Origin of the sequence: Saccharomonospora iraqiensis subsp. iraqiensis (assembly GCF_000430445.1) — a bacterium.
GTDB classification, from domain to species: Bacteria; Actinomycetota; Actinomycetes; order Mycobacteriales; family Pseudonocardiaceae; genus Saccharomonospora; species Saccharomonospora iraqiensis.
The window spans coordinates 118,487-143,160 of record NZ_KE387086.1 but is presented as its reverse complement, the minus strand read 5'-3'; the positions used below and the strand labels follow the sequence as shown (position 1 = coordinate 143,160).

The following is a 24,674-nucleotide window of genomic DNA, read 5'->3' as shown; positions in this document are numbered from 1 at the left end:
TCGAACTGCCTGAATCGCCTTGACCTGCGAAAATTCGACGAGGATCATGGAGTTGCACTGGTTGATCGGGGGTTGCATGTCCGGCAAACGGCTGCGTCTTGCGCGGCAGCGCCGCGCGATGGGGATGACCCAAGAGGAGCTTGCCGCCGCTGTTGGCTTGGGAACCGATCGGTCGACGATCTATCGGTGGGAGTCTGGAGAGATCACCCCGCCGGCGCGCAAGCAGCCCCGGCTCGCCCGTGCACTCGGTGTTTCGCCCACCGAGCTCGCCGACCTCCTCACCTCAGAAGTCGACCCGAATTTGCCGTCGAGTAGGGGACGGGCCGGGCATGCCCTTCGCTCCCCGAACAGTGCTGACCAGGTCACCGTGGAGAGCTTGTGGCAGGAAGTCCGTGGCCTGGATGAGCGGTATGACCGGACGCCCTCGACATCCTTGCTGGCCGATACCGGCCAGGCCCTCGGTCAGATCGGCTTTCTTGCCCGCAATGGCGGCGACGGCGCCTTGCAGCGTGACCTCTTCGCTGCCGAAGCCACGGCCGCGACGTTGATGGGGCAACTGGTGTGGGATGCTTCCCAGCGTCGGGATCACCGGACCGCCCGGCAGTACTTCGAGCAAGCGACTGCTGCGGCTCGCGAGATCGATAGCCCGACTGCCGAAGGGCATGCGCTGCTGCGCACCAGCTATCTCGCGCTCTACGGGGAGCGCGATCCCATCGAAGGGCTGCGGCTGACTGAACAGACTGCCGAGGTCGCGCGCTCGGCCAGCAAGGTCTTGACTGGACTGGCGCAGCTGCACTCGGCCGAAGCCCACGCCATGCTCGGCGACACACGGCAGTGCGAGTCAGCACTGGCCTCCGCGGAATACAGCTTCAGCAGCGTCCGCGCCACCGACGGTGCCGCGCATCTGTTCTCCGAGACCCAGTTCGATCGGCTGGCCGGCTCCTGCTATCTGTTCTTGGGCGACCACCGCCGCGCCCAACGCATCCTCGATACCGCAGCTCAAGCCATGACCGCACAGAGCAAGTCCCGGGCGATCGTGTTGGGCAACCTTAGCCTCGCTTATCTTCACCAGCGTGACCTGGATGCGGCTGCGGCGAGCCTGCATGATGCCATCGACGTCCTGGAGGCCACCCGGGGTGGCGGCGGGTTGAACGTCGTGTCCGACGCTGTGCGGAAGCTGCGCCGTTGGCGCGGCGAGCCTGTCGTCCAGGACATCTACGATCGACTGTTCTCCCTGATAACTATAGCGTGACGAGGAGTCGCACCCAGTGACCACGACCGAGGTGGACGGGCGCAAGGACACCATCCGGCGCCAGGTATGGGACTTGCTGGACCAGCAGGGTGTCGTCGCTGGCGACGGCAGTGCGCACGGACGCATCCCGAACTTCATCGGTGCCGACCGCGCCGCTGATCAACTCGCGGCCCTGTCAGCGTGGAAGGCGGCCAGCGTGATCAAGGCGGTGCCGGATAAAGCTCAACTCCCGGCTCGTGCCCGCGCCTTGCGTGAGGGCAAGGTCGTCTACATGGCCGCACCGAAGCTTGCGCCGCCACAACCCTTCTATCTGCTCGACCCCACTCAGCTGGCCGTCCCTGCCGAGGACGCTGCTTCCAGTCGCGTCGCTCCGTCGGTTGCGCGCAACGTCGGTCTGACCGACCTTCGGCCGGTCGACCTGATCGTGTGCGGCAGCGTCGCTGTCAACCGGCGAGGTGTGCGACTTGGCAAGGGTGCCGGTTACTCGGACATTGAAGTCGCCCTGCTCGCCCAGGCCGGTCTGATCGGGCCCGCGACCACGATCGTCACGACTGTGCATCCGCTCCAGGTGGTCGAGGACGACATTCCCGAGACGAGCCACGACTTCAGCGTCGACGTGATTGTCACGACCGACGAGGTCATCACTTGTGCGCCTCCTCGCCGCCCCAGCGGGCTCGACTGGGCCGATCTGAGTGCAGAACAGGTCGCGGCAATGCCGGTCCTCCAGTCATTGCAGAACGGCCGCTGACGGTTCGGCCGGTCTCCCAGCGCTAGACGGTGCTGTGCGCTCGACCCCGACCGCTGAAGCGCTCCTGGGTGTAGCCCAGGGCGGCACGGCGTGCGGCCATTCCATGTCGCTGGCGCGCCATCCCACCCCCGAGTGCGTTCGCCGTTCGCCAAGTATGGCGTACGGAGCCATAGCCGACCGAGCGATGACTCCACTTGATCGGGTGATTGTAGTGATCACGACCACAGCATCGGTGCAGGTCAATTCCGCGTGTGCAGCCGTGGTGCAGCTTTCGTGCAGCCAGTGTGCTCTGGTCGTTCACCCTCGGGCCGGGTTGACTGCCACTCGGTTGCGGCGAGGCCACCCACGGTGCGTCCCCGCCTTCCTTCCCCGGTGCCTCGCCGCAACCAGCCGCACCTGTAGCCGAACACGAACCGGTACCGCCATTGATGACCTCTGACCACCAGCCCACAGACACCGCGCTTCCCGCGGGTGTCGACGAGTTGTTCACCGTAGCCGCGCATGACGGTGTCATCTGGCGCTTCTGCAACGGGCCGCGTCAACCCACCCTGATCGCCGGTACGGACGACTGGGGATTCGTCGACCCTGCTGTGCTCCGCGGTCTCGATAACGTGCTGGGTGCCTTTATGCCCGGCCTCGGACGTCACGGACACTTCACACCAGTTGCTTCGCTCGTGCTCGGGGAGAGGGTGCTGACAACGCGCCCACTGGCCGCCTGCTTTCAGGTGCTCCTGGGTAACGAAGGACGCAGCCAGAGCATGGCGGTTCCATGCAGCCGTGATCGTCCGGGTGGATGATCCGACCGGGCTGCCGACTGGTTCCAGGCTCGCGGATCAGATGGTCCAGCTGTCCTTGGACTACGGCCGACGTCATCCGGTGGAACCACGACGTACAACGACCTGAAGGTGTGTGATGACGACAGTATATGAAGCTGGCAGCGGCGCTGATGACGCCGCCGCCCGCCGTGAGGCGATGGTGCGTGAACTGCAGGAGTGGGGTGATCTCCGCAGCGGAGCGCTCACGGAGGCGGTGCGGGCGGTGCCGCGGCATCTGTTCGCTCCTGAGGAGCCGCTGGAGAACGTGTACGCGGCGAATCGGGCGCTGGTGACCAAGCGGGACGGGCAGGGGTTGGCGACCAGTTCACTGAGCGCCACGCACATTCAGGTGACGATGCTGGAGCAGGCGCAGCTCGAGCCCGGGATGCGGGTGCTGGAGGTGGGCAGTGGTGGGTACAACGCCGCCCTGATCGCCGAATTGGTGGGTGAGTCCGGGACGGTGGTGTCCCTGGACATCGACCGGGACATCGTCGAGCGTGCCCGTGGCAGTCTGGACGCTGCTGGGTACGGACGGGTGACCGTGGCTCTGGGCGATGCTGAGCACGGTTACACGGCTGGAGCGCCGTTCGACCGGATCATCGTCACCGCCGGCGCGTGGGACATCCCCCCGGCCTGGTGGGAACAGCTTGCTCCGGGCGGACGACTGATCGTTCCACTGCGGATGCGTGGACTGACCCGGTCGGTGGTGCTCGAACGTGACGGTGCGCACCTGGTCAGCACAGGATACCGCCTGTGCGGGTTCGTCCCGATGCAAGGATCCAGTGCCCGCGAGCAACGCCTGATCCCGCTCGAGGGGGCCGAGGTCGCATTACGAGTCGAGGAAGAACAACTTCTCGACATCCGGGGTTTGCAGAAGTCCTTGCAGTCACCCCGGCTGGAACGTTGGCCCGGTATCGAGTTCGATCGCCCTGATGAAACGCACTTCTGGATCGCCACCGCAGCGCCGGTGTTCGGTCTGCTCGCGGCGCGACACGGTGCGATCGACCGTGGCCTGGTCGCGCGGTCCACACAGCAGGGGGTTCCGACCCTGATCCGTGGTGCATCGTTCGCCTATCGGACGAAACGGCCTATCGAGGGCACCGACTCGTTCGAGAACGGCGTGTACGCACATGGTCCCGAAGCCGACGCGGTCGCCCACGACTACGTCGAGCTGCTGCGGCGCTTCGACCGGGACTTGCGCGGTGGCCCCGGTGCGCACATCAAAGTTTTTCCCGCCGCAACGCCAACCAGTGAACTCCCCAGGGGGCGCGTCACCGAGAAGAGGCACACACGCGTCGTCGTCTCCTGGCCGGAGCGCGAGAACCCTGACCACACAAGGCTCTCGTAAGACAACGAAGATCATCGAATCAAGGAGGCTCCGTTGACACTTTCCACCGAGTCCGAGTCGGCTTCGCCGAAGCAGGATCACGACACCATCGCCGACGTGGCGGCCGAGTCGCCTGCCCCCGAGGACTTCGATCTCGACATCCGTTTCGCCGAGTCCGGTCCGGTTGTCGAGGAGCTCATGCGGCCCACCGATGACGGCTGCGGCAGCACCTGTGAGTCAGCTTGTACACCGACCTGCCCGTGACCCCGTCGCGTCGGTACTGAGGTGAGAACCCAGTGAGCCGGGTGGCGGAGTGTTCGCGCCGCCGCCCGGCTCCTTCTTTCGTGGGGGCGTATGTATCAGGTGATCGATGCCGCTCTTGTGCGGGCGGCGCCTCTTGCCGGTGTTGGGGACAGCGCCGGGTGGCCTGACCTTTCCGGCGACACCGACGAGCATGTGGGGCAGTGGCGTGCGTGGTTGCAGCGGGTATGGGCCATCGAGCAGTTCGCGGCGGCCGTGGAGGTGGCCAGTCCGGTGCTGGCGCGCCGGGTCCGCACGGTGTGCCGGGAACCCGACCGGCCGGCGCGTGAGGTGCGCCGCGCGGCGGTGTCGGTGACGCGCTACCTGGTTCGGGCGGCCGGTCGGGCGACTCCGTTCGGGCTGTTCGCCGGGGTGGCCGCCACGACGTTCGCTCGCTCCACGTCGGTGCGTTGGGGCCGGTGTCACCGGGCGGTGGCGCGGGTGGACGCCGCATGGTTGGACGCGGTCCTGACGCAGCTGGAGTCCGATCGTGAGCTGTGTGGGCGGCTGCGGGTCGTGGCGAACTCGGCCGCGACCGTGCGTGACGGCAGGCTGGTGTTGGGTTGGCAAGGCCGACATGCCGCCGCGGGTGTGGAGGGGCCGGGGGAGGTGTCGGTCCGCAACACGAGTGTGGTGCAGGCCGTCATGCGGGCCACGGTTACACCGATCCGTATGAGGGACGCGGCCGACAAGGTCGCGGCCGAGGTCGACGCGCCCGTCTCCGCGTTGGAGCCGATGCTGGCGGAACTCGTCGGGCAGGGCCTGTTGGTCACCCAGTTGCGGCCTCCCATGACGGCGACCGAGCCGCTGACGCATGTCGTCGCGGCTCTGGACGAGGTGGAGGCCGACTCGGTGGACGGCGTGTCAGGTCCGGTGAAGCAGATCCGCGCGCTCCATCGGGACATGATCGGGCACAACGGGGCCGACTCCGCACGGCATGCCCGCGAGTGCCGCGCGGGCATGTCCCACGCGGTGACGGGCGTGGCGTCCGGCGAGCGCCCCGTCGGGATGGATCTGCGGCTGGACTGCGACCTGGCCTTGCCGGACGCGGTGGCCCGGGAGGCCGAAGCCGCCGCGGCGGCACTGGTGCGCCTGGCGCCGCGGCCGTTCGGCAGCCCGGAATGGCAGCAGTACCACGGCCGCTTCATCGAACGGTACGGCCCGCAGGCGGTGGTGCCGGTCACCGAGCTGGTGGCCGATAGCGGCCTCGGGTTCCCGGCCGGGTACCGCGACGCGCCCCGGAGGGCACCGGTCGAACGGTCGCTGTCGGAGCGGGATGCGACCTTGATGGCGTGGGCCCAGCGTGCGGCGTGGCAACAGAGCAGGGAAGTCGTCCTGGACGACGACATGCTCGCCGAGCTAGAGGTTGCCGGCGGCGCCGACGTCGCGGTGCAGCCGCACACCGAACTCCGGCTGTGTGTGCAGGCCCCCACCCGTGCCGCGTTGGATCGGGGTGAGTTCGGGCTCGTCGTCGCCGGGGTCTCGCGGAGCGCGGGCGCCACGACCGGACGTTTCCTCGACCTGCTCGACACCGAGGATCAACGACGGTTCGCTACCGCCTACGCCGACCTGCCGACGGTGTGCGAAACCGGGTTCCCGGCCCAGGTCTCGGCACCGGCCTTGTACCCGCGGACGGACAACGTCGCCCGCAGCCCCCGGGTGCTGCCCGCGGTGGTCTCGCTGGGCGAGCACCGGGAACCGGCCGACACCACGAGGGTGCCGCTGGAGGATCTCGCGGTGACCGCCGATGCCCAGCGCCTGGTCCTGCTGTCGCTGTCGCAGCGCCGCCCGGTCGAACCGGTGATGTTCAGCGCGGTGGAAATGGTGCACCACGCGCACCCACTCGTGCGGTTCCTCACCGAGATCAACACGGCTCGTGCGGCCCCGTGCGCTCCGTTTTCCTGGGGACACGCCGGTCGGCTGCCGTTCCTGCCCCGGGTCCGCTACCGCCGCACGATCCTGGCGCCCGCCCGGTGGCGGCTGGAGCCCGTGGACCTGCCCGGCACGACAGCCGGGTGGCGCGACTGGGTGGCAGGTTTTCAACAGTGGCGCGAGCGTGCCGGTGTCCCGGACACGGTCCATGTCGGCGACAGCGACCGCCGGATGCGGCTGCACCTGCACACGCCGGCCCACCTTTCGCTGCTGCGTATCGAGCTGGAACGCACCGGAGGGATCGCGTTGCGGGAAGCACCTGACGAGGAGGCGTTCGGCTGGTTCGACGGGCACGCCCACGAGGTGGTGATCCCGCTGGTGTCCACCACCTCGACCCCGTCGCCGCGCTGGTCGGCGCACCTCCTCGGCCGCGAACACGGACATCTCCCCGGGAGTGAACAGTGGGCTTACGTCAAGCTCTACACGCATCCCGACCGGGACAACGCTGTGCTCCTCGGCCATCTGCCCGAGCTGTTGTCCGCCTGGGACCGCGAGCCGGAGTGGTGGTTCCTGCGCTACCACGACCCCGACCCGCACCTGCGCCTGCGATTCCGGCTGCGGGACCCCGACGAAGCCACCCGCATGGTGGCTGAAATCAACCGGTGGGTGGCCCGGCTCCGTGAGCGGGGGCTCGTCGGCCGCGCGCAGTTCGACACCTACTACCCCGAAACCGGCCGGTTCGGGACTGGTGCGGCGAGGGAAGCCGCGGAGTCGGTGTTCGCCGCCGACTCCCGCGCGGTGCTCGCCCAGCTGCGCACCCTCGACCGCGACGCGGTCCCGGGGATGGCCCTGGCCGCGGCGAGCATGGTCAACCTCGCCTGCTCGTTCCACGACGCTCCCGACGGCGGGATGCGATGGTTGCTCGACCACGCCCGCACCCCGTCGGGCCCGGCGCCAGAGCGGACGCTGCACGAGGCGGCGTTGCGTCTGGCTGATCCGCGCGGGGACTGGGCCGCCGTTCGTGCCCTGCCCCGGAGGTGGGGACCTCGCGGCCACCTGGCAGGACCGCCGACGGGCCCTGGCCGCCTACCGCCGCGCCCTGGAAGACTCCGGCCGGCCCGAACCCGCCGGTGTGCTCGCTGATCTGCTGCACCTGCACCACGTCCGCATGGCCGGGGTCGCCGTCGAGGACGAACGGGCCTGCTTACGCCTGGCTCGTGCCGCCGCCTTGCGTTGGAACGCCCGCACCGGAGGACAACCGTGAGCTATGCCGAGGCCCTCGCCCGCGGTCGACGAGCTCGCCGACCACCTGGCCGACCCGCAGACGAGCTACCCGCAGAGCGGGAGGGGCCGTACCCGGCCGCAGTCGCTGCTCGGCGGCGCGGCGGGCGTCGCGCTGCTGCACCTCGAACGGGCCCGCTGCGGCCACGGCACCTGGGACACCGCCCGCGTCTGGCTGTCGGCTGCCGCAGGCGACGACCTCAGCACCGGCCGCAACGCGACCCTGTTCTACGGCGCCGCGGCCCTGGGATTCCTGACTCGTTCGGTCGCCGAGGACGCCCGCCGGTGCCCACCGGCCCTGGCCGCGTTGGACGCGAAGACCGTCGAGCTCACCCGGGCGCGTCTCGACCTCGCGCACGCGCGCCTCGACCGCGGGGAGCGTCCAATCCTGGCCGAGTTCGACCTGTTCCGCGGGCTGGCCGGATTCGGCAGCTACCACCTCCGACACCACCCCGATCACGACATCACCCGCGCCGTGCTGAGCTACCTCGTCCGGTTGACCGAACCCCTGCCGGGGTCGCGCGCCGACCTGCCCGGATGGTGGACCGAGGTGTCTCCCAACGGCGCGGTGACCGCCGAGTTCCCCGGTGGTCACGGCAATATCGGCATGTCACACGGCATCGCCGCACCCTTGGCGCTGTTGTCACTGGCCCTGCTGCGCGGGATAGTCGTCGACGGACATCGGGACGCCATCACCCGCATCTGCAGTTGGCTGGATCCCTGGCAGCAGCCGGGTCCGTGGTGGCCGGGCGTGATCACCCGGGACAACGGGGAAGCAGGATACGTCGCGACGTCCCAGCGGCAGGCGCCACGCTGGTGCTACGGCACCGTGGGGCTGGCCCGCGCACAGCAACTCGCCGGCCTGGCCCTGCACGATCCCGGCCGCACGCACCTCGCCGAAGCCGCGATGGTGAGCGTCCTTCGAGACCCTGCCCAGCTCGACCGCGTCACCGACCTCGGCCTGTGCCACGGTCTGGCCGGGATCGTCCAAACCGCGTGGCGCATGGCCGCCGACGCCGACACCGGCGACCTCGCCACCACCCTGCCCGGCCTGCGCCGGCGGCTCCTCGATCGACTCGCGCCGCCCCCGCACAACCCCGAATTCCTCGACGGTGCAGCGGGCATCGCCCTGGCACTGCACACCCTCGGCACCGACGCGCCCCCACACAGCGGGTGGGACTCCTGCCTGCTGCTGACCTGAGTGGTGGGGAAAGGAACGTCACGTGACCCCGTCATGGCGTCAACTCAACGTCCGGTTCCCCGACTGGGGCACCGTCGAAGAAGCCGCGCTCACCCGTCTCCGGCCCGCCCTCACCGAAGCCGAAGACGCCGGGCTGATCGACACCTGGTTCTTCATGCGCAAAACCGAACCACCCGGACCCCACGAGCGCAACAGTCTCGCCGCACACGAAACCGCGCGGCGCCGGCCCTGCTGGCGCGTGCGCATCCTCCCACCCGACGAGTCCGCCGCTACCGACGCGCTCGCCCTCCTCCACAAGCACACCCCGTCGACGACACCGGGCCTGTACGAACCCGAGGTGCACGCCTTCGGCGGCGACACCGGCATGGCATTGGCGCACACCTTGTTCCACCAGGACAGCCGCCACCTGCTGACGTACCTCGACCTCCTCCGTACCGACGCCCCGGCGGCTGTGGGGCGGGCGGAGCTGGCGGTTCTGCTGTGCAGTCGCCTGTTCCGCGCTGCCGGACAGGATTGGTACGAACAGGGAGACATCTGGGCCCGGATCGCACAGCACCGCCGACCAGCCGACGAACTGCCACCCGAGAGGCTGGGCGCGCTGCAACCGGCCGTGCGTCGGCTGATGACCGTCGACACCGTCGACCTCGTCCGCGACACCCACAACGGCCTGAGCTTCGCCACAGGATGGTTTACGGCCTTCGACCACGCGGGGGAGCGGTTGGCGCAGCTGGCGCGGGACGGCGCACTTCAACGAGGCATCCGCGCCGTTCTCGCCCACCACGTGCTGTTCGCGTTCAACCGGTGGGGCCTCACCCCCACGAACCAGACCCTGCTCGCCCACACCGCGACCACGCTCGTCTTCGACTGATCGGACCACGTGCCGTGCGCAACCCCAGCAACGACGACCTCCGCTACAGCCTCACCGCATGGTTCCCCCTCCTACCGAGGCCACGACCGGCCTGTCGGGCGCTCCCGGCTTGTGTCGAGGAGATCACTCAACTCGCACACGCCGCAGACGAGGGGCCCGAGGAGCACCGGCTCGTCTCCGCCGCCGAAGCACACAACAAGGCGGCACTCCTGCTCAGCGACTGCGGCCTGACTGGCCGGGCGCGCGAGCTGTGCTGGCGCCAGTTCGACCTCTTCCACGCTCACGCACCGCTGGAGCCGAGAACGGCCAAGCTCGCCCTGCAACCACTCGTCAACCTCGGACGGCTCCACATCCGCAACGGGCACGGAACCCGTGCCCACAAGCTGTTCACCAACGCCTACCGCACACTCAGGGACAGGACCGCTGCAGAGATCGATCACCGGACCATCGACCTTAACGACCTCCTCGACGGGCGGGAAGGGCGGCGGGAACTGCTCCGGTTCCTCTGGACGGTGCTGCTCGCCGACGGCACTCGGGCGCTCACCCGTGCCGGACGCTGGGACGACGCGCTCGAACACACCGAACGCCACAACGGCATCGGCGACCGGATATTCGACGGCAGACAGGTCGCCATCATCACCCACCTCGTCCGCGGCGACTACGACCACGCCCTCGACCTGGTGAACCACAGCTCCACACCGGAACTGTGGGAACAGGCCGTCGCGTCCTACCTCGCCACGCTGTGCCGCACCCTCTCCGGCAGTGACGCCCAGCCGTCCAGAGCGACGATGGTTGAGCGCTACCTCGAACTCGCCAAGCAACCGCCGCCGCCGGTTTTCCACTGCCGCCTCGGCCTCTGCGTGCTCGACCTCGCCGACGACACTCTTCACGCCCCACTCGCCACCGAGATCACACGTCGGGCGATGACCTCGACGGACGCCTACACCGCCCGCGACGTGCTCGCCCATCGAGCCTGCGGACCCGGCCTGTCCGACACGGACCGGCGAGCATTGACCAGCGTCGTCTCGTCCGCTGGCCTTCACCACGGGAACGAGACACCGGCCGGGATTCTGGCCGGCCTCGTCAACCGCCGGTCGTCCTGTGGCCCTCCGCCGCCCTTGGTTACCGCGCTCGACCTCAGCGAACAGGTCCTCACCCGAGTCCTGAGAAGTTGATTCCCCCTGGCGCCGCACCGGACGATCACTGTACCCACTGGTATCCCCGCCGGGGGGGGAGGACCAGTTATCGTGTCACTGTCCGCGTCCGACACGTCACGGGAGACGACCATGGGTGAACCCGCGAACGCACCCAGCTCGACGCCGGTCGGGGTGGATCCGACCCGGGCCAGTATCGCCCGCGTGTACGACGCGGCCCTCGGTGGTAAGGACAATTACGCCATCGACCGTCAGGTGCTCGACGCGATCAGGACCGCCGCGCCCGAGGTGCGTGACATGGCGTGGGGGAACCGGAACTTCCTCATTCGCGTGGTGCGGTTTTTGGCCAATCAGGCGGGCATCACCCAGTTCCTCGACTGTGGTTCGGGTCTGCCGACCGCGGAGAACACCCATCAGGTGGCTCAGCGCATCGACGAGCGGATCCGGGTGGTGTATGTCGATAACGACCCGGTGGTGCTGGCGCACGGCAACGCGCTGCTGGCCGAGAACGAGCACACGGGGATCGCCGACGCGGACATCTATCGGCCCAAGGACGTCTACGAGCATGAGCTCGTGCGCGAGCACCTCGACTTCGACGAGCCGATCGGGTTGCTGCATGTCTCCACCCTCCACCATTACCTCGGTGACGACTACGCCGAGGTGATGCGTGCCTACGTCGACCCGCTGCCGTCCGGTTCGTTCGTGGCGGTGTCCCATTTCTACGACCCCGAGATTCCGGAGCTGTCGGCTACGGCGCGGGCGATGGAGCGGTCCATGCTCGACAGCCCGATGGGCTCGGGAGTGTTCCGCACCGCCGACCAGATCCTGGAGATGGTGCCCGGCCTGGAAGTCATCCCGCACGCTGCCGGATCGCCGCCCGAGGTGGTGCCCTGTGACTCGTGGTGACCCGACGGTCCCGCACTCCGTCCACTCAACGACGCCCAGCGCCTCGTCGGATGTGTGGTCGCCCGCAAGCCCTGAACCCTGTCTCGGAACACGATGATCGTGGCCGGTGCGGGTCAGGCCAGCACTCCCGTCATCCGATGACAGCGGAGACCACCATCAACAGCCCGACGATCGTCAGGACACCGAGGACGAATCGTAAGGGGTCTTCCGGTCCTGGGTAGCTCCCCGGAGCGGGTCTTCTGAGGTGACGCATGGCGTGGCTCCTCCCGTGGTCCCTCTCTTGCGCATCAGGTCGAGCAGCCGGGCCACCTCGTACTCCGTCGTGGGCGGGTGTCATCGCCGTCGCTGTCGTTGTGGCGCTCGCGTCGGATGGGCCCGCTGGATCGCGGCGTCAACGGCACGTTCCCGTTCGCCCTTGACGCCCGGGTCGTCCAGATCGACTGTGGGCCACTGACGATCGTGTTCGACGACTGCCGGCAGTTGGTCCGTCGAGCCATACAGGAGCGCCCGCTCGTAGGTGAGGAACGGTTCGGTCAGTGCTTCCATCGCTTCTGCGCTATGACGTCCGCTGCGACTTGGATCGGGTCTCCCCGGAGTGAGTTTTCCTGTGCTGTCGCGGAGTTCGTGGCGTCCCACAGCGGCTCGGCTCTCATCGAGTAGGGATGTCGGCCGGGCTGGCATTCTCGGCGGGGCGTTCGGGCGCTGCCACAGCCGCTCGGGTTTTCGCCAGGGCGGCGAGTCGCTCGCGGCATTCGCTGCATACCGGACCAGGTGAGTCGGCGTCAGAGTGAGGTGGGAGTAGGTACTCGCGGGCGCACAGGGAGGGCATGACGACCTGGTGCTGTCCCAGCGGCCCCTTGGCGAGGTAGGGCATGGTGATGGGCCGGTCGGACGCCGTTCGCGGGTAGTGCCACGTCCCAGTACTGCGTACGCCGGGGCAGGGTGTGGCGGCGGTGACTTGGTCCACGGGTATGCGCATGAGGGGACCTTCTGAGTGATGGGCGGGAATGCGGCGCTGGTGGCCGCGCACGGCTCGACGAACTCGAGCGTGAGAGCGCGTGATCAGTGTTGTATCTGCAGAACTTTGCGAGTGATCGCGACGACCGCGGACCACGGGGGGAGGGGCCGGTCCGGCTGCGGGCGTTGTACCCAGTGAGGGGCCGCCGGGTGCGGCACCACGGTGTGACCGCGGCGCGGAACGGCGTGTACCCGTGCTGTTCGCAGCTCGGCAGGCAGTTCCAGAGTGGCCCGCTGGCACGGTGCCGTCAGGAAGGTCCACCAGCGGTGGCTGCTGTCAGTGCTGACGGGGCCGCTCATGAGGCTCGTGCTCAGCGTCATGGCGACGGCGTTGGCCAGGTCCCTGGGCACGATCAGTGCATCGAGAGCATCGCCGGTATGCACCACAAGCCGTCGTCGGCGGGTGTCGATGCTGGTCGGCCATCCCAGGCCCCGGAAGAATCCCATGCCTGCGGCGAGGTCGAACGCTTCGGCGGGAGGTGGCGTCGGGGGTGATGTCGGGTCGTCCCGATGCATCGTCGTCGCCATGGCGATACTCCGATTCCTTGGTTAACTGGTGGGGGAAGGCGAGCGACTCGAGCGCCGCGGCGAGCATCGCTCTGTACCACGATCCGGCGTGAGTCACTCTCGGTTCGGTAGGTGTCAGTACGCCATCGGGCGTGGTGGTTTCGTGGCGTCATGCGCATCTGCGTGCACAGCCTCAGACGGGTGCCGAGTTCGCATCTGCAGTGGAACCCGGTGGGCAGGCGGAGGTCGGGGTCAACGCCTGCCCACCGGTGGTCGTGGCCAGCGCAGCGGCTGTGTCGAGGTCGAGCTCCGGTGGTGTCGCCTTAATCGTCTCCTGGCGGATCCGCCCAGGGGACTGCTGTGGAGGAAACGGATCCGGCATGACGATCGAAGTGCCGTATCCGTACGACGGAGAGAGGGCGGCGGGCGGCGCGCGGAGTCGTCGTGTGCGGGAAGGGACTCTCGACGCAGCGCCACCCGCCGCCGGCAACTCGGCCGACCGTCCCAGTAGGACGACATGGCCGAGCGTGTTGGGACCAGCAACTCAGCGACTTCGGTGAGGTCGGCACGACGTGCTCGGGCGATCTGGCGCCGTTCATCGACCCGTGTCGCGAGTAGCGGGCCGACCGAGGGCAGTGCCGTCATAGGCACCGGCTGGGACGCGCCGAGCACCTCGAGATCACCTCAACCGTCAATGCGAACACTCGCAGTTCAGTCAGGAACCTCATGAGTACTATCAATGTAAGGCGAGAACACTTATGAAGGTATACTCCAATCGTGTGTACTTGTCGGTGCGAGACTGTGATACTGAGACCAACGCACTGCGTACTCAGGACAGGTGGGGAGCGCCGCTGATGGGAAACGCGCCGGAATCGAGCACGGTTCAAGCGCTGGAGCTGGGCCTACGACTACGCGAACGCCGTGAGCAGCTGGGTTTGACGCTGAACGCGGTCGGCAAGCAGACCGGTATCGGCGGCAACAACTTGTCGTCGATCGAGATTGCGAAACGCAAGCTCACCGCGACCAAGCTGGTAGAGCTGGCGCGGGTCTACGAGCTGTCCACAGGGCAGCTCGACGAGCTTGAGGCGCTGCGCAGGCAGGCTGAGCAACGGGAATGGTGGGACGACTACGCCCGGCTCTACTCCGAGGAGTTCCTGCGGTTCATCGGGTTGGAGGCCGGCGCCCGCGCCTTCCGTCAGTACGCGGCCGAGACCATTCCGGGCCTGCTGCAGACCGCTGACTACGCGCGAGCGATGATCCGCGGTGGCTCGCCCTACATCAAGCCTGTCGATGTCGGCCCGCGGATCGAATCCCGACTCGCCCGACAGGCACGTCTCGACGAGCCGGACCCGATCGACCTCACCGTGGTGATCGGGCAGACGGCCCTCCGGCAGGAAGTCGGCAGCCGCGAGGTCATGATCCATCAGCTGGCACGTCTGGCCAAGCTCGGCGAAGAGCGTCGCGACCACATCAAGATCCACGTCATGCCCTACAGTGCCGGCGCCCACCCGGTCATCGGCGGCGGCCTGACCATCCTGTCCTTCCACTCGCAACTCCTGCCGGACATGGTTTGGCAGGAGGCCGTCACCACCGGTTCGCTGATCGACAAACCACATGTCGTCCGCGAACTGAGCGCCAGCCTCGACGAGGCCATCGACCGCGCGCTCGACCTCGACGCCTCGCTTGAGATCATCCACGAGGTCCGCAGAGAGATGGAGACGCAGACGTGAGCAACGCTTCTTCCCGCCACCCAGCGACAGGCTGGTTCAAGAGCTCGTTCAGCAACCCGTCACAGGAGTGCGTAGAGATCAACTTTGATAGTGATCGCGTTCACATCCGTGACAGCAAGGATCACGGAGTCGGGCCGAAGATCACGATTGGTGCTGAACACTGGCCCGGTGTGCTCGCCGAAGCGCTTGGGCACGCCGAGGCCGGCAGCAATAGCGCAGTACGGATCGAGGTCGGTGACGACGGCAGCGTCCGGGTCCAGGCACTCGACAGCCACGTCATCCTCGCCTACACCAGGTCTGAGTGGGCAGCCTTTGTTGCTGGCGCTGTGGACGGCGAATTCGATCGTCCCGAGACCGCGGCGGCACTCGCACGCATCAACGCTGCGTAGGAGCGGAGGCGTGCGATGCTTTGCGCCCGCCCGGGTGCAGGAGCCGAAACCGGGCGCTACCCGTTCACCTGCCTGCGGTGGAGAGTGGCTACGGGAACCCGGTGAGGTGGACTTGTCAGCGCCGGTGACGTCCCTGATCGCGAAATCGGCACTGGCAAGTCCACTCGTGTAGAGACAACCGAGGGCGCGGGTTAACCGCCAAGGGCGGCTTCGAGTCCGCTCCTCAAGCATCTGATGGCGGATGAGGCCGTAGTCGCCTCACAACGCGTAACGTCATCACCCGACCCAATCGCGGGCAGGTGTCCACGGGCAGGGGATCACTCCCCGAGAGGTCACCCCGGCCGCCTGTCGAGCCTCAGGTGAGTGTGCGTAGCCCGGTGAGTACGTGTTCCAGCAGCTCGATCGATGGTTGCTGGCGCTGGTACAGCGCGTGGCGTGCCTGTTTGGCGACCTCGTCGGGGTCGACGGCGGGCCAGCGGACGATGGTGGGAAGCCCCTCCAGTATCGCGGTCTCCTCGTCGATGGGTGCCCTTCGCAGCGTGGTCTCGGGAGGGGTGGAGCCGTCGAGCAGCTCGTGATGGGACATCAGCGGCTCTTCTCGCTGGTTTGGTCGAGTGCATGGTGCCCCAGCTCGCCGGCTCGGGTCAGCATGTCGTCGGCGAGCTGGTGCAGAGCGGTGGCCACGTTGTGCAGCTTTGTGGCGGGGAGTTCGCCGCCGTCTTGATGGTGCATGAGGTCGATGACGACTTCGCCGAGATTGCGGTTCACCCTCGCCAGGCGGGCGAGCAGTGCGCGGTCGCGCTCGATCATCCGGTTCCCGCTCTCCTCGTTCCGGGGATCTTGTCGTCACCGTCGTCGAAGACCGTGCCGCGCAGGCCTTGCCGCCAGCTCATGGGACACGATGGCAAGATTGCTCGCAACTATCAATACTTGCGAGCAATAATGTAGGATCGTCGCTCGATCAGGGGAGTGCGGCGGTACGAGCCATGCACTTGGATCAGGGTTGCTCGCAACTACCTGCAGGGAGGGACTACGTCTATGAAGGTCACCTACCTGGGCACGACCTCCAGTACCGGCCAGTGCCCCACCGCCTACGCCACTGACCGCGGCACGTACCTGATCCAGGGCGAGATCGTCACCGACCCCGAAGCCCTCGCCGAACTCCGCGAACACGGCAACGGCATTCCCGATCACGAGACCGTGGTCGAAGTGCCCGCCGCGTTGATGACGTACGTGCGCGAGCACCAGGAGACCACCAGCTGATGTCGGAATTCGTCACCGGGCAAGCATGGGCAGACCTGCTTACCCACTACCGCAGCTCGGCCTGGCGCTACGAGTGTCAGGGCGAGTACCACGAGCCGGACGAGGCCGAGCCGCTACGCCAGTTCCTCGCCGGTGAGTCCTGCGACCTGAGCTACATGACCCCCTGGCTCGACGGCATCCGTTCTGCTGTCGCGGCAGGCAAGACCATCGGCCGCGTGCGGGTCCTCACCGCTCCGCTCACCGACTATTTGCGGTTCGAGATGGCCATCGCCGAGCACAACGAGGCCGCCGGAGAGGACATCCGCGTGCTCGACGCGGACCAGGCCGCCGCACTCGACCTCGGCGACCACGACTTCTGGCTGTTCGACGACGACACCGTCGCGGTAATGCACTTCGACGCCGACGGCTTCCGCGGAGCCACAGTCGAGCAAGAGCCGAGCACAGTGGAGCGTTACCGTCACCTCCGCGACCGCGCCCTGCGGTACGCACGCCCGTTCCGAGATCATCCGGCACTGCTGAGGAGCCTGTGACCAGCTTCGAGCGCCGCAAGACCGCGTTCGGCGAGCGTCTGCGCCAACTTCGAGGAGAGCTCAACGCCAAGACGCTCGCCGCGGACGCAGGCTGGCCCGCACACAAACAGTCCAAGATCGAGAACGGCAAGCAGTTACCCACCGAGGACGAACTCGCCCGGTTGCTGCACCTGCTGGGCGTGGCCGACAACACCGCGGAAGAGCTGCGCGCCGAGCGTTCCGCCATCGAGGACGCACGGGTGGTGTGGCGGCAACGCGTCCGCGCCGGATACCGGGCGCGCCAGCAGGAAGCCCAGGATTTGGAGGCCAACGCCACGACGGTGCGGGCCGTGGAGTTCAGTGTCGTTCCCGGTCTGCTCCAGACCGCCGACTACGCCGCCGCGGTGCTTACCACCGCGCGTTCCCTGCACGGCGGCGCCAACGACATCACCGACGCCGTCCGCGAACGGATGCGCCGCCAGCAGGTGCTCTACGAACCCGGCAAGACCTTCGAGTTCCTCCTCGCCGAGGCCGCCCTGTGGCATCCGGTCGCACCACCCGAGGTGATGGCCGCGCAGATCCACCGCCTGATCGCCTCCATCGGCACACCCAACGTGCGGCTCGGCATCGTGCCCGCCCGTACCCGCGTGCCGATCGCGCCGATGCACGGCTACTGGATCCTCGACGAGGTCGTCCTGGTCGAGGACCTCAGCGGGGAACGCCGTATCACCGATCCAGGAGAGGTCGACACTTATTACACGGCCACTGACCTGCTCTGGGATGTCGCTGTCGAAGGCGACCAGGCGCGGACCCTCCTCGCCGCCTCTTCCGACCACGGCGTCGCTCCATAGCCCGGCCGACAGCGGCGGACGCTTGCCCAGACCTAAACGACATCGGCCTGGAGGACAGCCACATGAATAACAAGGGGACTGGGGTTATGGTGCCGGATCTGCGGCGGGTGGGATGCCCTGGTGCCGTGGCACGGGCGGAGGCCGAGCTGGGGATACGGCTGGACACCTCGCGGGCGGTGGTGAAGCGTCGGATGTGGGGGGCGCCGTCGGACACGGGGACGTGGATACGGCTTCAACTGTGGCCGGCTGGTGATCCCGCGGTGGCGCGGGTGCCTGGTGTGGTGGCCGCGTCCGCGTTGACGGGCGTTCCGCGGCCCGGGTGGTATCGCGGTGTGCGCTGGGAGGCCGAGGGGCTGGTGTGGCGGGCCGACGAACTTGAGCTGGTCACCGAGCGCACGGTGATCCCGGCCGGAACATTGCGCACCGACCCTGGATTGTCCGACCGGTGGTGGAATGGCCTGGTTCGGGCGTTGCACGGGGTGGCGACCACGGCGGTGCCGTTGCCGCAGCAGAAGGTCGACCAGCAGGGGTTCACCGAACGGATCACCGCCGTGTTCGGCGGTGGGGTGGATACCACGGTGAGCTCCTGGGGCGGGCTCCACGGCGACATGGGTTTCGCGAACCTCACGGCTCCGGAACTGGTCCTGTTGGATTGGGAGGACTTCGGTGCCGGACCCGTGGGGGTGGATCACGCCCGGCTGTGGGCCGATTCCCTGGCCGCGCCCGACGTGGCGCAGCGGTGCCTGGTCGAGTTCGCTCCCTACCTGCACAGCAGGCAGGGGCTGCTGTGCAGGGCCTACAGCCTGGTCCCGCTGTTGGCGCTTCCAGACGGTGAGCCGCTGCGGGCACCGGCCGAACACGCCGCCGACGAGGTTTCCGCCGCGCTGCGCCGCTCCAGCAACGTCCGATAGGACGTCACCCGCTGGGCGTTCACGGCGAGGTCGGGGGCGGTGAGCAGTTCGGCGAGGTGGGAAGGGGTGCTGGTCCCGACGGCGATCCGTTCCACTCGGTCCGGTACGGCGAGCGCGAGGCGCAACGCGGCTTGCCATCGGGTGGAGTCCTGTCCTGGGGCGAGGAACCGGCGTGGGTTGACCTCGCGCCAGACGGGATCTTGGGTGTCGCCGCCGAACGGGCTCATCCCCCACAGTCTGGCCTGGCAGTGCGCTGCGAGGTGTTCGGCCGCGGTGAGGACCGCTGCTGGTGCGAGCAGCCCCGAGCGGGCCATGACGAGCTTCGGTCTAGGCCAGTCACCGCGGATCGCGGCGACTGCGGGGAGGACCTGTTCCGGGTTCCAGGTGGCGATGCCCCAGCTGCGGCACCATCCTCGTTCCACCGCGTGGGCGAGCATCTCCGCGGCCTGGGCCAGCCGCTCGGCGGCGGACTGCACCGGCAGGCCGGTCAGGCTGCGTTCGGGGTTGTGCAGCCACAACACCGCTGGCGGCTGGTGCAGGCTCCGCACCGCGGTCGAAGCGGCGATGCGGAGCTGCTGCGTGGCCAGACTGTGCACGTTCTCGCCGGTTGCGGTGTTGTGGTGGTAGCCGACCTTCGTGCACACCGCGAAGCGATCAAGAAGGCTTCCGGCGGTGTGGACGAGTTGCCGGTGGGCAGTGCCGCGCTGGTAGTGCGGCGCGGTGTCCACCGTGGTCACGCCGAAGGTGAGCGCCGCACGCAGCAGGTCGGGGGTCAGTCGAGTGCGGTGTAGGCCGAGCACAAGGCGGGGGTGGCCTCCGTGCACAGTCCCTCCTCCAGGAGTACGGCGCCGAGTTTGTGAGCGTCCACGCCGGTGGTGGCAGCGACGTCGGCGAGATCGACAGGGCGGCCGGACAGCAGCAGCCGCGCGCACTGGGCCGCGGTGCGGGCGAATCGCAGATGCCGACCTGCCGCGATCACGGTCACGGCCTCGTTGGTTTCGACGATGTCCGGAGGGAAGGGAGTCGTGCACATCAGCTTTTCCGGTGGGCCGAACGCGCCGCCGGTCACGCTGCGCCGGGGCCGGACATCGGTCTGCCGTCGGTGGACGAGGTAGTCCCTGGGGCTGTGCTCACGGGCCAGTTCGGCCAGTGCCGCGGCGAGTGTGGCGTGGTCGGTGTCGGGCCCGAGGTCGTGGCGGAATCGTTCGTCGTCGCGGGCCAGGTCGCCCAGCCAGGAGATCCAGTCGATGCCGGTGTGCGGCGTCATGCCGAACGTGAGGTGCAGTGAGAGCCGGTCGTCGTCGTGGCCGGTGCGGGTGGCGCTGTGCCACCAGCCGCGCGGAATGCGGATGACGTCACCGGCCCGCAGCACACCGGACCACACGACTGCATCCGGGGGTTCGACGTTGGGGTCGGTGTCCCGGTACAACGGGGCCGCCCGCGACGGTCCACGCACTTCCCACCATTTCGAGCCGGCGACCTGCACGATCACGGTCGGGTGGTCATCCCAGTGCACATCGAACCCGGCGGCGTCCCCGGTGGTCAGATACGTGTTGACCTGCACGGGCATACCGCACCACCACTGCAATGCCCGACACGCCGTTTCCAGCGCCGGGTCGAGGTGGTTGAGGGCGTCGACGACGACCTGTGCCCCGTCCCCCAGCAGAACACCCAGTTTCTCGGTGTCCGCGATGGGCACCGACTGGCCTCGGCGGCTGGTGCGGCTGGTCAGATAGCTCCGGGTGTGCACATCGACGCCGTCCTGCAACACGCGGATCTGCGGGAAGTCCACCGACCGCCACGACAGCAGGTCCAGCAGCCGATGCGGGGTGAGCAGCCGCGCGGCCACCTCAGGATCCGGCAGGGCGCCTCGAGCGAAGGTCCGCCCGAGTTCGCCGGCGTTGTCCCAGGCCAATGCCTGCTCGAGATCGCGAACGAAACGAAGATCCACGAAACCCTCCACACGAAAAGAAGCGGTAAGCGGTGCGGTGACAGGGTGCGGGCCCGAGACCGGAAAGCGGCGACCGATCCAGGAGCCCGCACCCTGCCTGGGAGGCAGTGGCTCAGGCCGGATCCCTGGTCTCGCCGGAATCGTTGCCGTCCGAAGCCATCGCCATACGGTCGCGGTTCTGCGCCTGGTGCAACCGCTCCACGCTCAACAGCAGGTCGTCCTCCATCGCTGATCACCTCCTTCGTCCTTCTCCGTGATGCCCGACTGATGACGTGTTCCAGGTAACCGCACGTTGGGTGGTGCCGGAGCCTGCTGTGCCGACTACGCACTTCAGTTGCCGATCAGGAATCTCGGCTTGATCTGCCTCCAGGGCCGCTACGTTGAGTTGTAATCGGTTACTGGAGGCGCACATGCAGCAGGCGGACAGCGGGAAACTGATCAGGCAGGCCCGACGGGCGAAAGGCTGGACTCAACACGAGCTGGGGCAACGCCTCGGCTATACCAAGACGCGGGTCTCAAGGGCAGAAACCGGGGCGCAACCGATCCGAGACGTCGCTGTTCTGCGTCAGCTCGCTGAGGTCCTCGGCGTGGCACCATCGATGTTCGGACTGGATGACCAACCGCCTGCCGTTGGTTCCAACCTGCACAACCGCAACTCGGAGGATCCGGTGGACCGTCGTGCATTCCTCGGCGCGGCCAGCGCGTTCGGTGTCGCGGCCGCGTTTACCCGACCTGCTGCGGCTGACGAGCCGGACCCAGCAGCGCTGCTGGAAAAACGGATCTCCACCTGCCTGTTCGTCACCACCGGAACCAATACCGCACCGATGCCGACGGCCGACTTGCGGGCACGACTCGAACGGGCGCAAGCCGGATACAACGCGTGCCGCTACGTGTGGCTCTCCGACGAACTCCCGCGGCTGATCTTCACCGCTGAGGCGAGCATGGCCGCCGCACCGACGGCAGAAACCGCCGCGCTGACCTCAACCAGCTACCAGCTCGCCGCGCACGCCCTGGCGAAACTGCTGGTCTCCGGATTGCAGCCGATGGCAGCCGACCGTGCCGTCCACCGAGCGCACCAGGCCGACGATCCCCTGGTGCTCGCCCAGGCCCGGCGGGTGTTGTCCACCGCGGCACGCCGCATCGGTGATTACGAGCAGGCCGAACGGGTCGGCATCCGCGCGATCGAGGCTCTCCCGCTCACCCGACAGGATCATCCGGCCACATGGCGGCACGCAGTCGAGCTGTGGTGCGTGGCGGGATACGCAGCAGCCATCCGAGGTCACCGGGACCGCTCGGTGGAGTGCTACCGGGAAGCAGCCACCGTGGCTGCCCAGATCAGCGACCATCACCAGCTACAGCGGGCGCGCGACTACGCCCTGGCGCACCAAATCAGCAGCGCCTACAAGTTGGGTGATTCCGCCACCGCGCTGGAGGCGGCCCGCCAAGTTCGCCTCGACGCGCTGCCCACGACCGAACGCAAGGGCCGCTACCTGGTCGACCTCGCGATGGTGTGGCAGCAGCATGGCCGCGACGATCGGGCTCATCAAGCTCTCCTGCTCGCTGAGCACCACGCTGCCGGCGAAGTTCACACACGCAGCTCGGCGCGACGGCTGATCAGCTCACTGGCCGCCTCGCCCCAGCGTGGTGGCATGCCCGAACTGGGGGGACTTGCCCGGCGCGCACACGTCACCCTGTAGGGACGGGACCGATACACGGCAGTCAACCCCAGGCCTCTCTGATCGGTCCTGCTCTGCGCGGTGCGGCAGCTTTCCCGGGTAGGGGAGAGCTGCATAGACACGAGAGCTGTCGAGGGTGGCCAGGCGCGGACAATGCTCGCTGCCGCCTCCGATAACGGCGCCGTTCCATAACACGGTCGACCACGGTGGACCTCGTGCCCAGGCCAGGACGCTCTGGTGTCAGTACACGTCCGTGACGGTTGCCGCCAGTTCGTCATCTTCCGAGGCGGTTTGGATGTCCTGGTGGGAGTCCTGGCGTACCTGTTCCCCGTGCAGGGTGAAGCTGTTGATCTGTTCCTGTTCGCCGCCGGTGACCTCGTAGGTCACGGTCAACGTCTGGTCGATCTCGGTGAGGTCGGAGGTGCCGACGTAGGTGGGTTCGATCCGGTAGGTGAGGGTGCATCCGGCCGAGCCGAAGCACTTCTTCTCCTGCACCTTCACCGCGAGTTCGAAATCCTCGGGTGTGGGGAGTGGTTCCGTTCCGCCGAAGTCGTAGCTCTCGGCTGGCCCGGCGGGTTCGTTGGCCGCAGGGGTGGTGGGGTCGCTACCGGATGAGTGGTCGGTCGGGGACTCGCCGCTCGGGGCGATGGCCAGGCCGATGCCGAGGCCGAGGCCAACACAGGCGACAGCGCCGAAGGTGAGACCGGCCCACATCCGTTTCCGTGGCGCGGGCTGTCGTGGGGTACCGGTTGGATTGGTCATGGGTCCTCCAGGCGTCGGATGTTCGCGATGTCGTCTTCATCGGGGACGTGCCCGTTACGCCACGGAGGGCATCGGTCCGCTTTCCGACGCTCCTGCTCGGAGCAAACACCCCGTCCCGCTCCGAGCAGTCCCGGCCATTGAGTCGAAGAGATCCTGCACAGGTTGTTGACCGGTGTAACGGAGGTGCAGATCCGCCCGACTTGGGGCCGAGCGATTCGAGCCACAGGGGCTACCCACAGAGTTTCCCGGCTCACGAGGGTCGGCCTGCCTCCCAACCAAGGCGCGGCGGGTGAACCCTCGTCGGGCAGGGCCGCACCTCACCACTGGTGTGGTGCCAAAGAAGGAGGAGACGAACGTCATGACCGGTCAGAAGTGTTCGCCGACGACTGTGGCATGCCGCAACGACCCCTCATACGGGGTGCGACCAGCGACCAAGACGAACGTTCGCCGTGATCATCTTCGAGTTCGCGGCGAGAACAGCCACTCGGCGCCCCATGGGTTCACGTCTCCCTCTGCCGCGACGGTGCTGCCGGGGTGCCCGCTATGACCAGGACCGCGCGCATCACCCTCACGATCGGGGGAAGCCTCGCCGGACTTCTCGTGCTCATGGTCCTCCTGGGCCACCTGGTCGGAGGTCAGGCACCCGACTACACCGTCACCAGCCAGGACACCAGCGGCCAGCAGAGAACCATCACCATCGAGGTCGGAAGCGACGAGGATCTTCGAGCGGTGTTCGACGATGTGGTCGCTGGTCTCGACGATGAAGCTGGCTACTACGTACGGATTAACTGCACCACTGGCGGCACCGGTTCGGCGGACAACCGACTCGCCAACGGGCGCTACGCCCTCGGCGGTGACGCCGAGCTTGTCACCGGACTCCGCGACGGGCAAACCGAGTTCGACACGGTCGACAACGCCAGCTGCCCCGATGAGCCACCGCTCAGCCCTGCCGAACGTTCCAGCATCCGCGCCGAAGCCGGACTCCCACCCGATCCTGACGAGGACACCGCTGCCGCCTATATCGCCGACCTTGAGGTGATTGACCCGAACATCGTCCACGGCAAGGACGAGAAGGCCATCGACCGGGGCCTCAACCAGTGCAGCAGCGTCGCCAACGGGCACGACGAGACGGAGCTGGTGCGGATCACCAACGAACGCTTCACCAGCCCAGAGCACCCTGAAGGCTTCGGTGAGAACATCGCCGCGCAGATTCTCGACACGGTACGCACACATCTATGTTGACCACGTCAGCGAAGGAGAGGCGGGAACCAGCCGTTCCCCCTATGGAGTTGGTGACCCAGTGTGTTCCCCTGGTCCCATGTCATTGGCGTACCGTGACGCTCGTACCACTGGTAACGACTTGCGCTCATCTGCCGTTGGGCGT

General features: G+C 67.8%; 24 protein-coding genes and 1 pseudogene. 18 read left to right on the top strand and 7 right to left on the bottom strand.

Going from position 1 to position 24,674, the window contains the following annotated elements:
• Positions 1 to 46 precede the first annotated feature (46 nt).
• The 10 genes and pseudogenes from ACTIR_RS0111665 (at position 47) to ACTIR_RS22920 (ending at position 11,799) form a co-directional block, all read left to right on the top strand.
• Positions 47 to 1,252 carry a helix-turn-helix domain-containing protein gene (locus tag ACTIR_RS0111665; protein ID WP_199285608.1) on the top strand — a complete coding sequence of 402 codons (1,206 nt, stop codon included), beginning with the start codon at positions 47 to 49 and terminating at the stop codon, positions 1,250 to 1,252.
• Between the two features lie 16 nt (positions 1,253 to 1,268).
• Positions 1,269 to 2,000, top strand: a complete 732-nt coding sequence (locus ACTIR_RS0111660; RefSeq protein ID WP_199285607.1) for a 5-formyltetrahydrofolate cyclo-ligase — start codon at positions 1,269 to 1,271, stop codon at positions 1,998 to 2,000.
• A gap of 428 nt (positions 2,001 to 2,428) precedes the next feature.
• The gene (locus tag ACTIR_RS25920) at positions 2,429 to 2,797 is read left to right on the top strand and encodes a hypothetical protein (RefSeq protein WP_154663731.1); all 369 of its coding nucleotides are present in this window, start codon (positions 2,429 to 2,431) and stop codon (positions 2,795 to 2,797) included.
• Positions 2,798 to 2,912: 115 nt separating this feature from the next.
• On the top strand, positions 2,913 to 4,163 hold the full coding sequence (fxlM, locus tag ACTIR_RS0111655) for a methyltransferase, FxLD system (protein ID WP_026454423.1): 1,251 nt from the start codon (positions 2,913 to 2,915) through the stop codon (positions 4,161 to 4,163).
• A 33-nt stretch (positions 4,164 to 4,196) separates the two neighbouring features.
• Positions 4,197 to 4,406 carry an FxLD family lanthipeptide gene (locus ACTIR_RS22935; RefSeq protein ID WP_034239512.1) on the top strand — a complete coding sequence of 70 codons (210 nt, stop codon included), beginning with the start codon at positions 4,197 to 4,199 and terminating at the stop codon, positions 4,404 to 4,406.
• A 90-nt stretch (positions 4,407 to 4,496) separates the two neighbouring features.
• Positions 4,497 to 7,457 (top strand): lantibiotic dehydratase, encoded by a 2,961-nt coding sequence (locus tag ACTIR_RS22930; RefSeq protein ID WP_199285606.1) that lies wholly within the window; start codon positions 4,497 to 4,499, stop codon positions 7,455 to 7,457.
• Positions 7,458 to 7,581: 124 nt separating this feature from the next.
• Positions 7,582 to 8,796, top strand: a complete 1,215-nt coding sequence (locus tag ACTIR_RS0111640; protein ID WP_026454422.1) for a lanthionine synthetase C family protein — start codon at positions 7,582 to 7,584, stop codon at positions 8,794 to 8,796.
• 22 nt (positions 8,797 to 8,818) lie between these two features.
• Positions 8,819 to 9,664 (top strand): thiopeptide-type bacteriocin biosynthesis protein, encoded by an 846-nt coding sequence (locus ACTIR_RS0111635; RefSeq protein ID WP_026454421.1) that lies wholly within the window; start codon positions 8,819 to 8,821, stop codon positions 9,662 to 9,664.
• A 14-nt stretch (positions 9,665 to 9,678) separates the two neighbouring features.
• On the top strand, positions 9,679 to 10,839 hold the full coding sequence (locus tag ACTIR_RS22925) for a hypothetical protein (RefSeq protein WP_026454420.1): 1,161 nt from the start codon (positions 9,679 to 9,681) through the stop codon (positions 10,837 to 10,839).
• A gap of 111 nt (positions 10,840 to 10,950) precedes the next feature.
• Positions 10,951 to 11,799, top strand: a pseudogene (locus tag ACTIR_RS22920) (SAM-dependent methyltransferase).
• A gap of 258 nt (positions 11,800 to 12,057) precedes the next feature.
• Here ACTIR_RS22920 and ACTIR_RS25915 read toward each other — a convergent pair.
• The gene (locus tag ACTIR_RS25915) at positions 12,058 to 12,270 is read right to left on the bottom strand and encodes a hypothetical protein (RefSeq protein WP_154663730.1); all 213 of its coding nucleotides are present in this window, start codon (positions 12,268 to 12,270) and stop codon (positions 12,058 to 12,060) included.
• Between the two features lie 516 nt (positions 12,271 to 12,786).
• On the bottom strand, positions 12,787 to 13,269 hold the full coding sequence (locus tag ACTIR_RS24835) for a hypothetical protein (protein ID WP_154663729.1): 483 nt from the start codon (positions 13,267 to 13,269) through the stop codon (positions 12,787 to 12,789).
• A gap of 833 nt (positions 13,270 to 14,102) precedes the next feature.
• Between ACTIR_RS24835 and ACTIR_RS0111610 the strand changes: the two genes are divergently transcribed.
• The gene (locus ACTIR_RS0111610) at positions 14,103 to 14,978 is read left to right on the top strand and encodes a helix-turn-helix domain-containing protein (protein WP_026454418.1); all 876 of its coding nucleotides are present in this window, start codon (positions 14,103 to 14,105) and stop codon (positions 14,976 to 14,978) included.
• On the top strand, positions 14,975 to 15,367 hold the full coding sequence (locus ACTIR_RS25440; protein WP_084789439.1) for a DUF397 domain-containing protein: 393 nt from the start codon (positions 14,975 to 14,977) through the stop codon (positions 15,365 to 15,367). Before ACTIR_RS0111610 ends, ACTIR_RS25440 begins: the two co-directional genes overlap by 4 nt.
• Before the next feature lie 355 nt (positions 15,368 to 15,722).
• Here the strand turns inward: ACTIR_RS25440 and ACTIR_RS0111600 are convergent, their stop codons facing one another.
• Both ACTIR_RS0111600 and ACTIR_RS0111595 read right to left on the bottom strand, forming a co-directional pair.
• Positions 15,723 to 15,953, bottom strand: a complete 231-nt coding sequence (locus ACTIR_RS0111600; RefSeq protein ID WP_034239504.1) for a hypothetical protein — start codon at positions 15,951 to 15,953, stop codon at positions 15,723 to 15,725.
• Positions 15,953 to 16,177, bottom strand: coding sequence for a hypothetical protein (locus ACTIR_RS0111595; RefSeq protein WP_026454415.1), 225 nt, complete (start codon positions 16,175 to 16,177; stop codon positions 15,953 to 15,955). The genes ACTIR_RS0111600 and ACTIR_RS0111595 overlap by 1 nt, the downstream gene beginning before the upstream one ends.
• Before the next feature lie 228 nt (positions 16,178 to 16,405).
• Between ACTIR_RS0111595 and ACTIR_RS0111590 the strand changes: the two genes are divergently transcribed.
• From ACTIR_RS0111590 to ACTIR_RS25910, 4 genes are all read left to right on the top strand, one after another.
• Complete coding sequence (locus tag ACTIR_RS0111590) at positions 16,406 to 16,630, top strand: hypothetical protein (protein WP_026454414.1); 225 nt, start codon at positions 16,406 to 16,408, stop codon at positions 16,628 to 16,630.
• Positions 16,630 to 17,160, top strand: a complete 531-nt coding sequence (locus ACTIR_RS22910; protein WP_052583846.1) for a DUF6879 family protein — start codon at positions 16,630 to 16,632, stop codon at positions 17,158 to 17,160. The genes ACTIR_RS0111590 and ACTIR_RS22910 overlap by 1 nt, the downstream gene beginning before the upstream one ends.
• On the top strand, positions 17,157 to 17,990 hold the full coding sequence (locus tag ACTIR_RS0111580; protein ID WP_026454413.1) for a helix-turn-helix domain-containing protein: 834 nt from the start codon (positions 17,157 to 17,159) through the stop codon (positions 17,988 to 17,990). The genes ACTIR_RS22910 and ACTIR_RS0111580 overlap by 4 nt, the downstream gene beginning before the upstream one ends.
• Before the next feature lie 332 nt (positions 17,991 to 18,322).
• Entirely contained in the window at positions 18,323 to 18,901 is a 579-nt protein-coding gene (locus ACTIR_RS25910; RefSeq protein WP_154663728.1) for a hypothetical protein, read from the top strand.
• On the opposite strand, the gene ACTIR_RS25435 is transcribed toward ACTIR_RS25910, so the two are convergent.
• Positions 18,787 to 19,701: an aldo/keto reductase gene (locus tag ACTIR_RS25435; RefSeq protein WP_026454412.1), complete on the bottom strand. Its 915-nt coding sequence runs from the start codon at positions 19,699 to 19,701 to the stop codon at positions 18,787 to 18,789. The two genes, ACTIR_RS25910 and ACTIR_RS25435, sit on opposite strands and share 115 nt — an antisense overlap.
• Positions 19,674 to 20,852: a JmjC domain-containing protein gene (locus ACTIR_RS0111565; protein WP_026454411.1), complete on the bottom strand. Its 1,179-nt coding sequence runs from the start codon at positions 20,850 to 20,852 to the stop codon at positions 19,674 to 19,676. Before ACTIR_RS0111565 ends, ACTIR_RS25435 begins: the two co-directional genes overlap by 28 nt.
• A 410-nt stretch (positions 20,853 to 21,262) precedes the next feature.
• Between ACTIR_RS0111565 and ACTIR_RS0111555 the strand changes: the two genes are divergently transcribed.
• Positions 21,263 to 22,549: a helix-turn-helix domain-containing protein gene (locus ACTIR_RS0111555; protein ID WP_065388573.1), complete on the top strand. Its 1,287-nt coding sequence runs from the start codon at positions 21,263 to 21,265 to the stop codon at positions 22,547 to 22,549.
• 219 nt (positions 22,550 to 22,768) lie between these two features.
• On the opposite strand, the gene ACTIR_RS24825 is transcribed toward ACTIR_RS0111555, so the two are convergent.
• On the bottom strand, positions 22,769 to 23,290 hold the full coding sequence (locus tag ACTIR_RS24825) for a hypothetical protein (protein ID WP_154663727.1): 522 nt from the start codon (positions 23,288 to 23,290) through the stop codon (positions 22,769 to 22,771).
• A 543-nt stretch (positions 23,291 to 23,833) separates the two neighbouring features.
• On the opposite strand from ACTIR_RS24825, the gene ACTIR_RS24820 reads away from it, so the two are divergent.
• Entirely contained in the window at positions 23,834 to 24,532 is a 699-nt protein-coding gene (locus ACTIR_RS24820; protein ID WP_052583841.1) for a hypothetical protein, read from the top strand.
• The last annotated feature ends 142 nt before the right edge of the window (positions 24,533 to 24,674 follow it).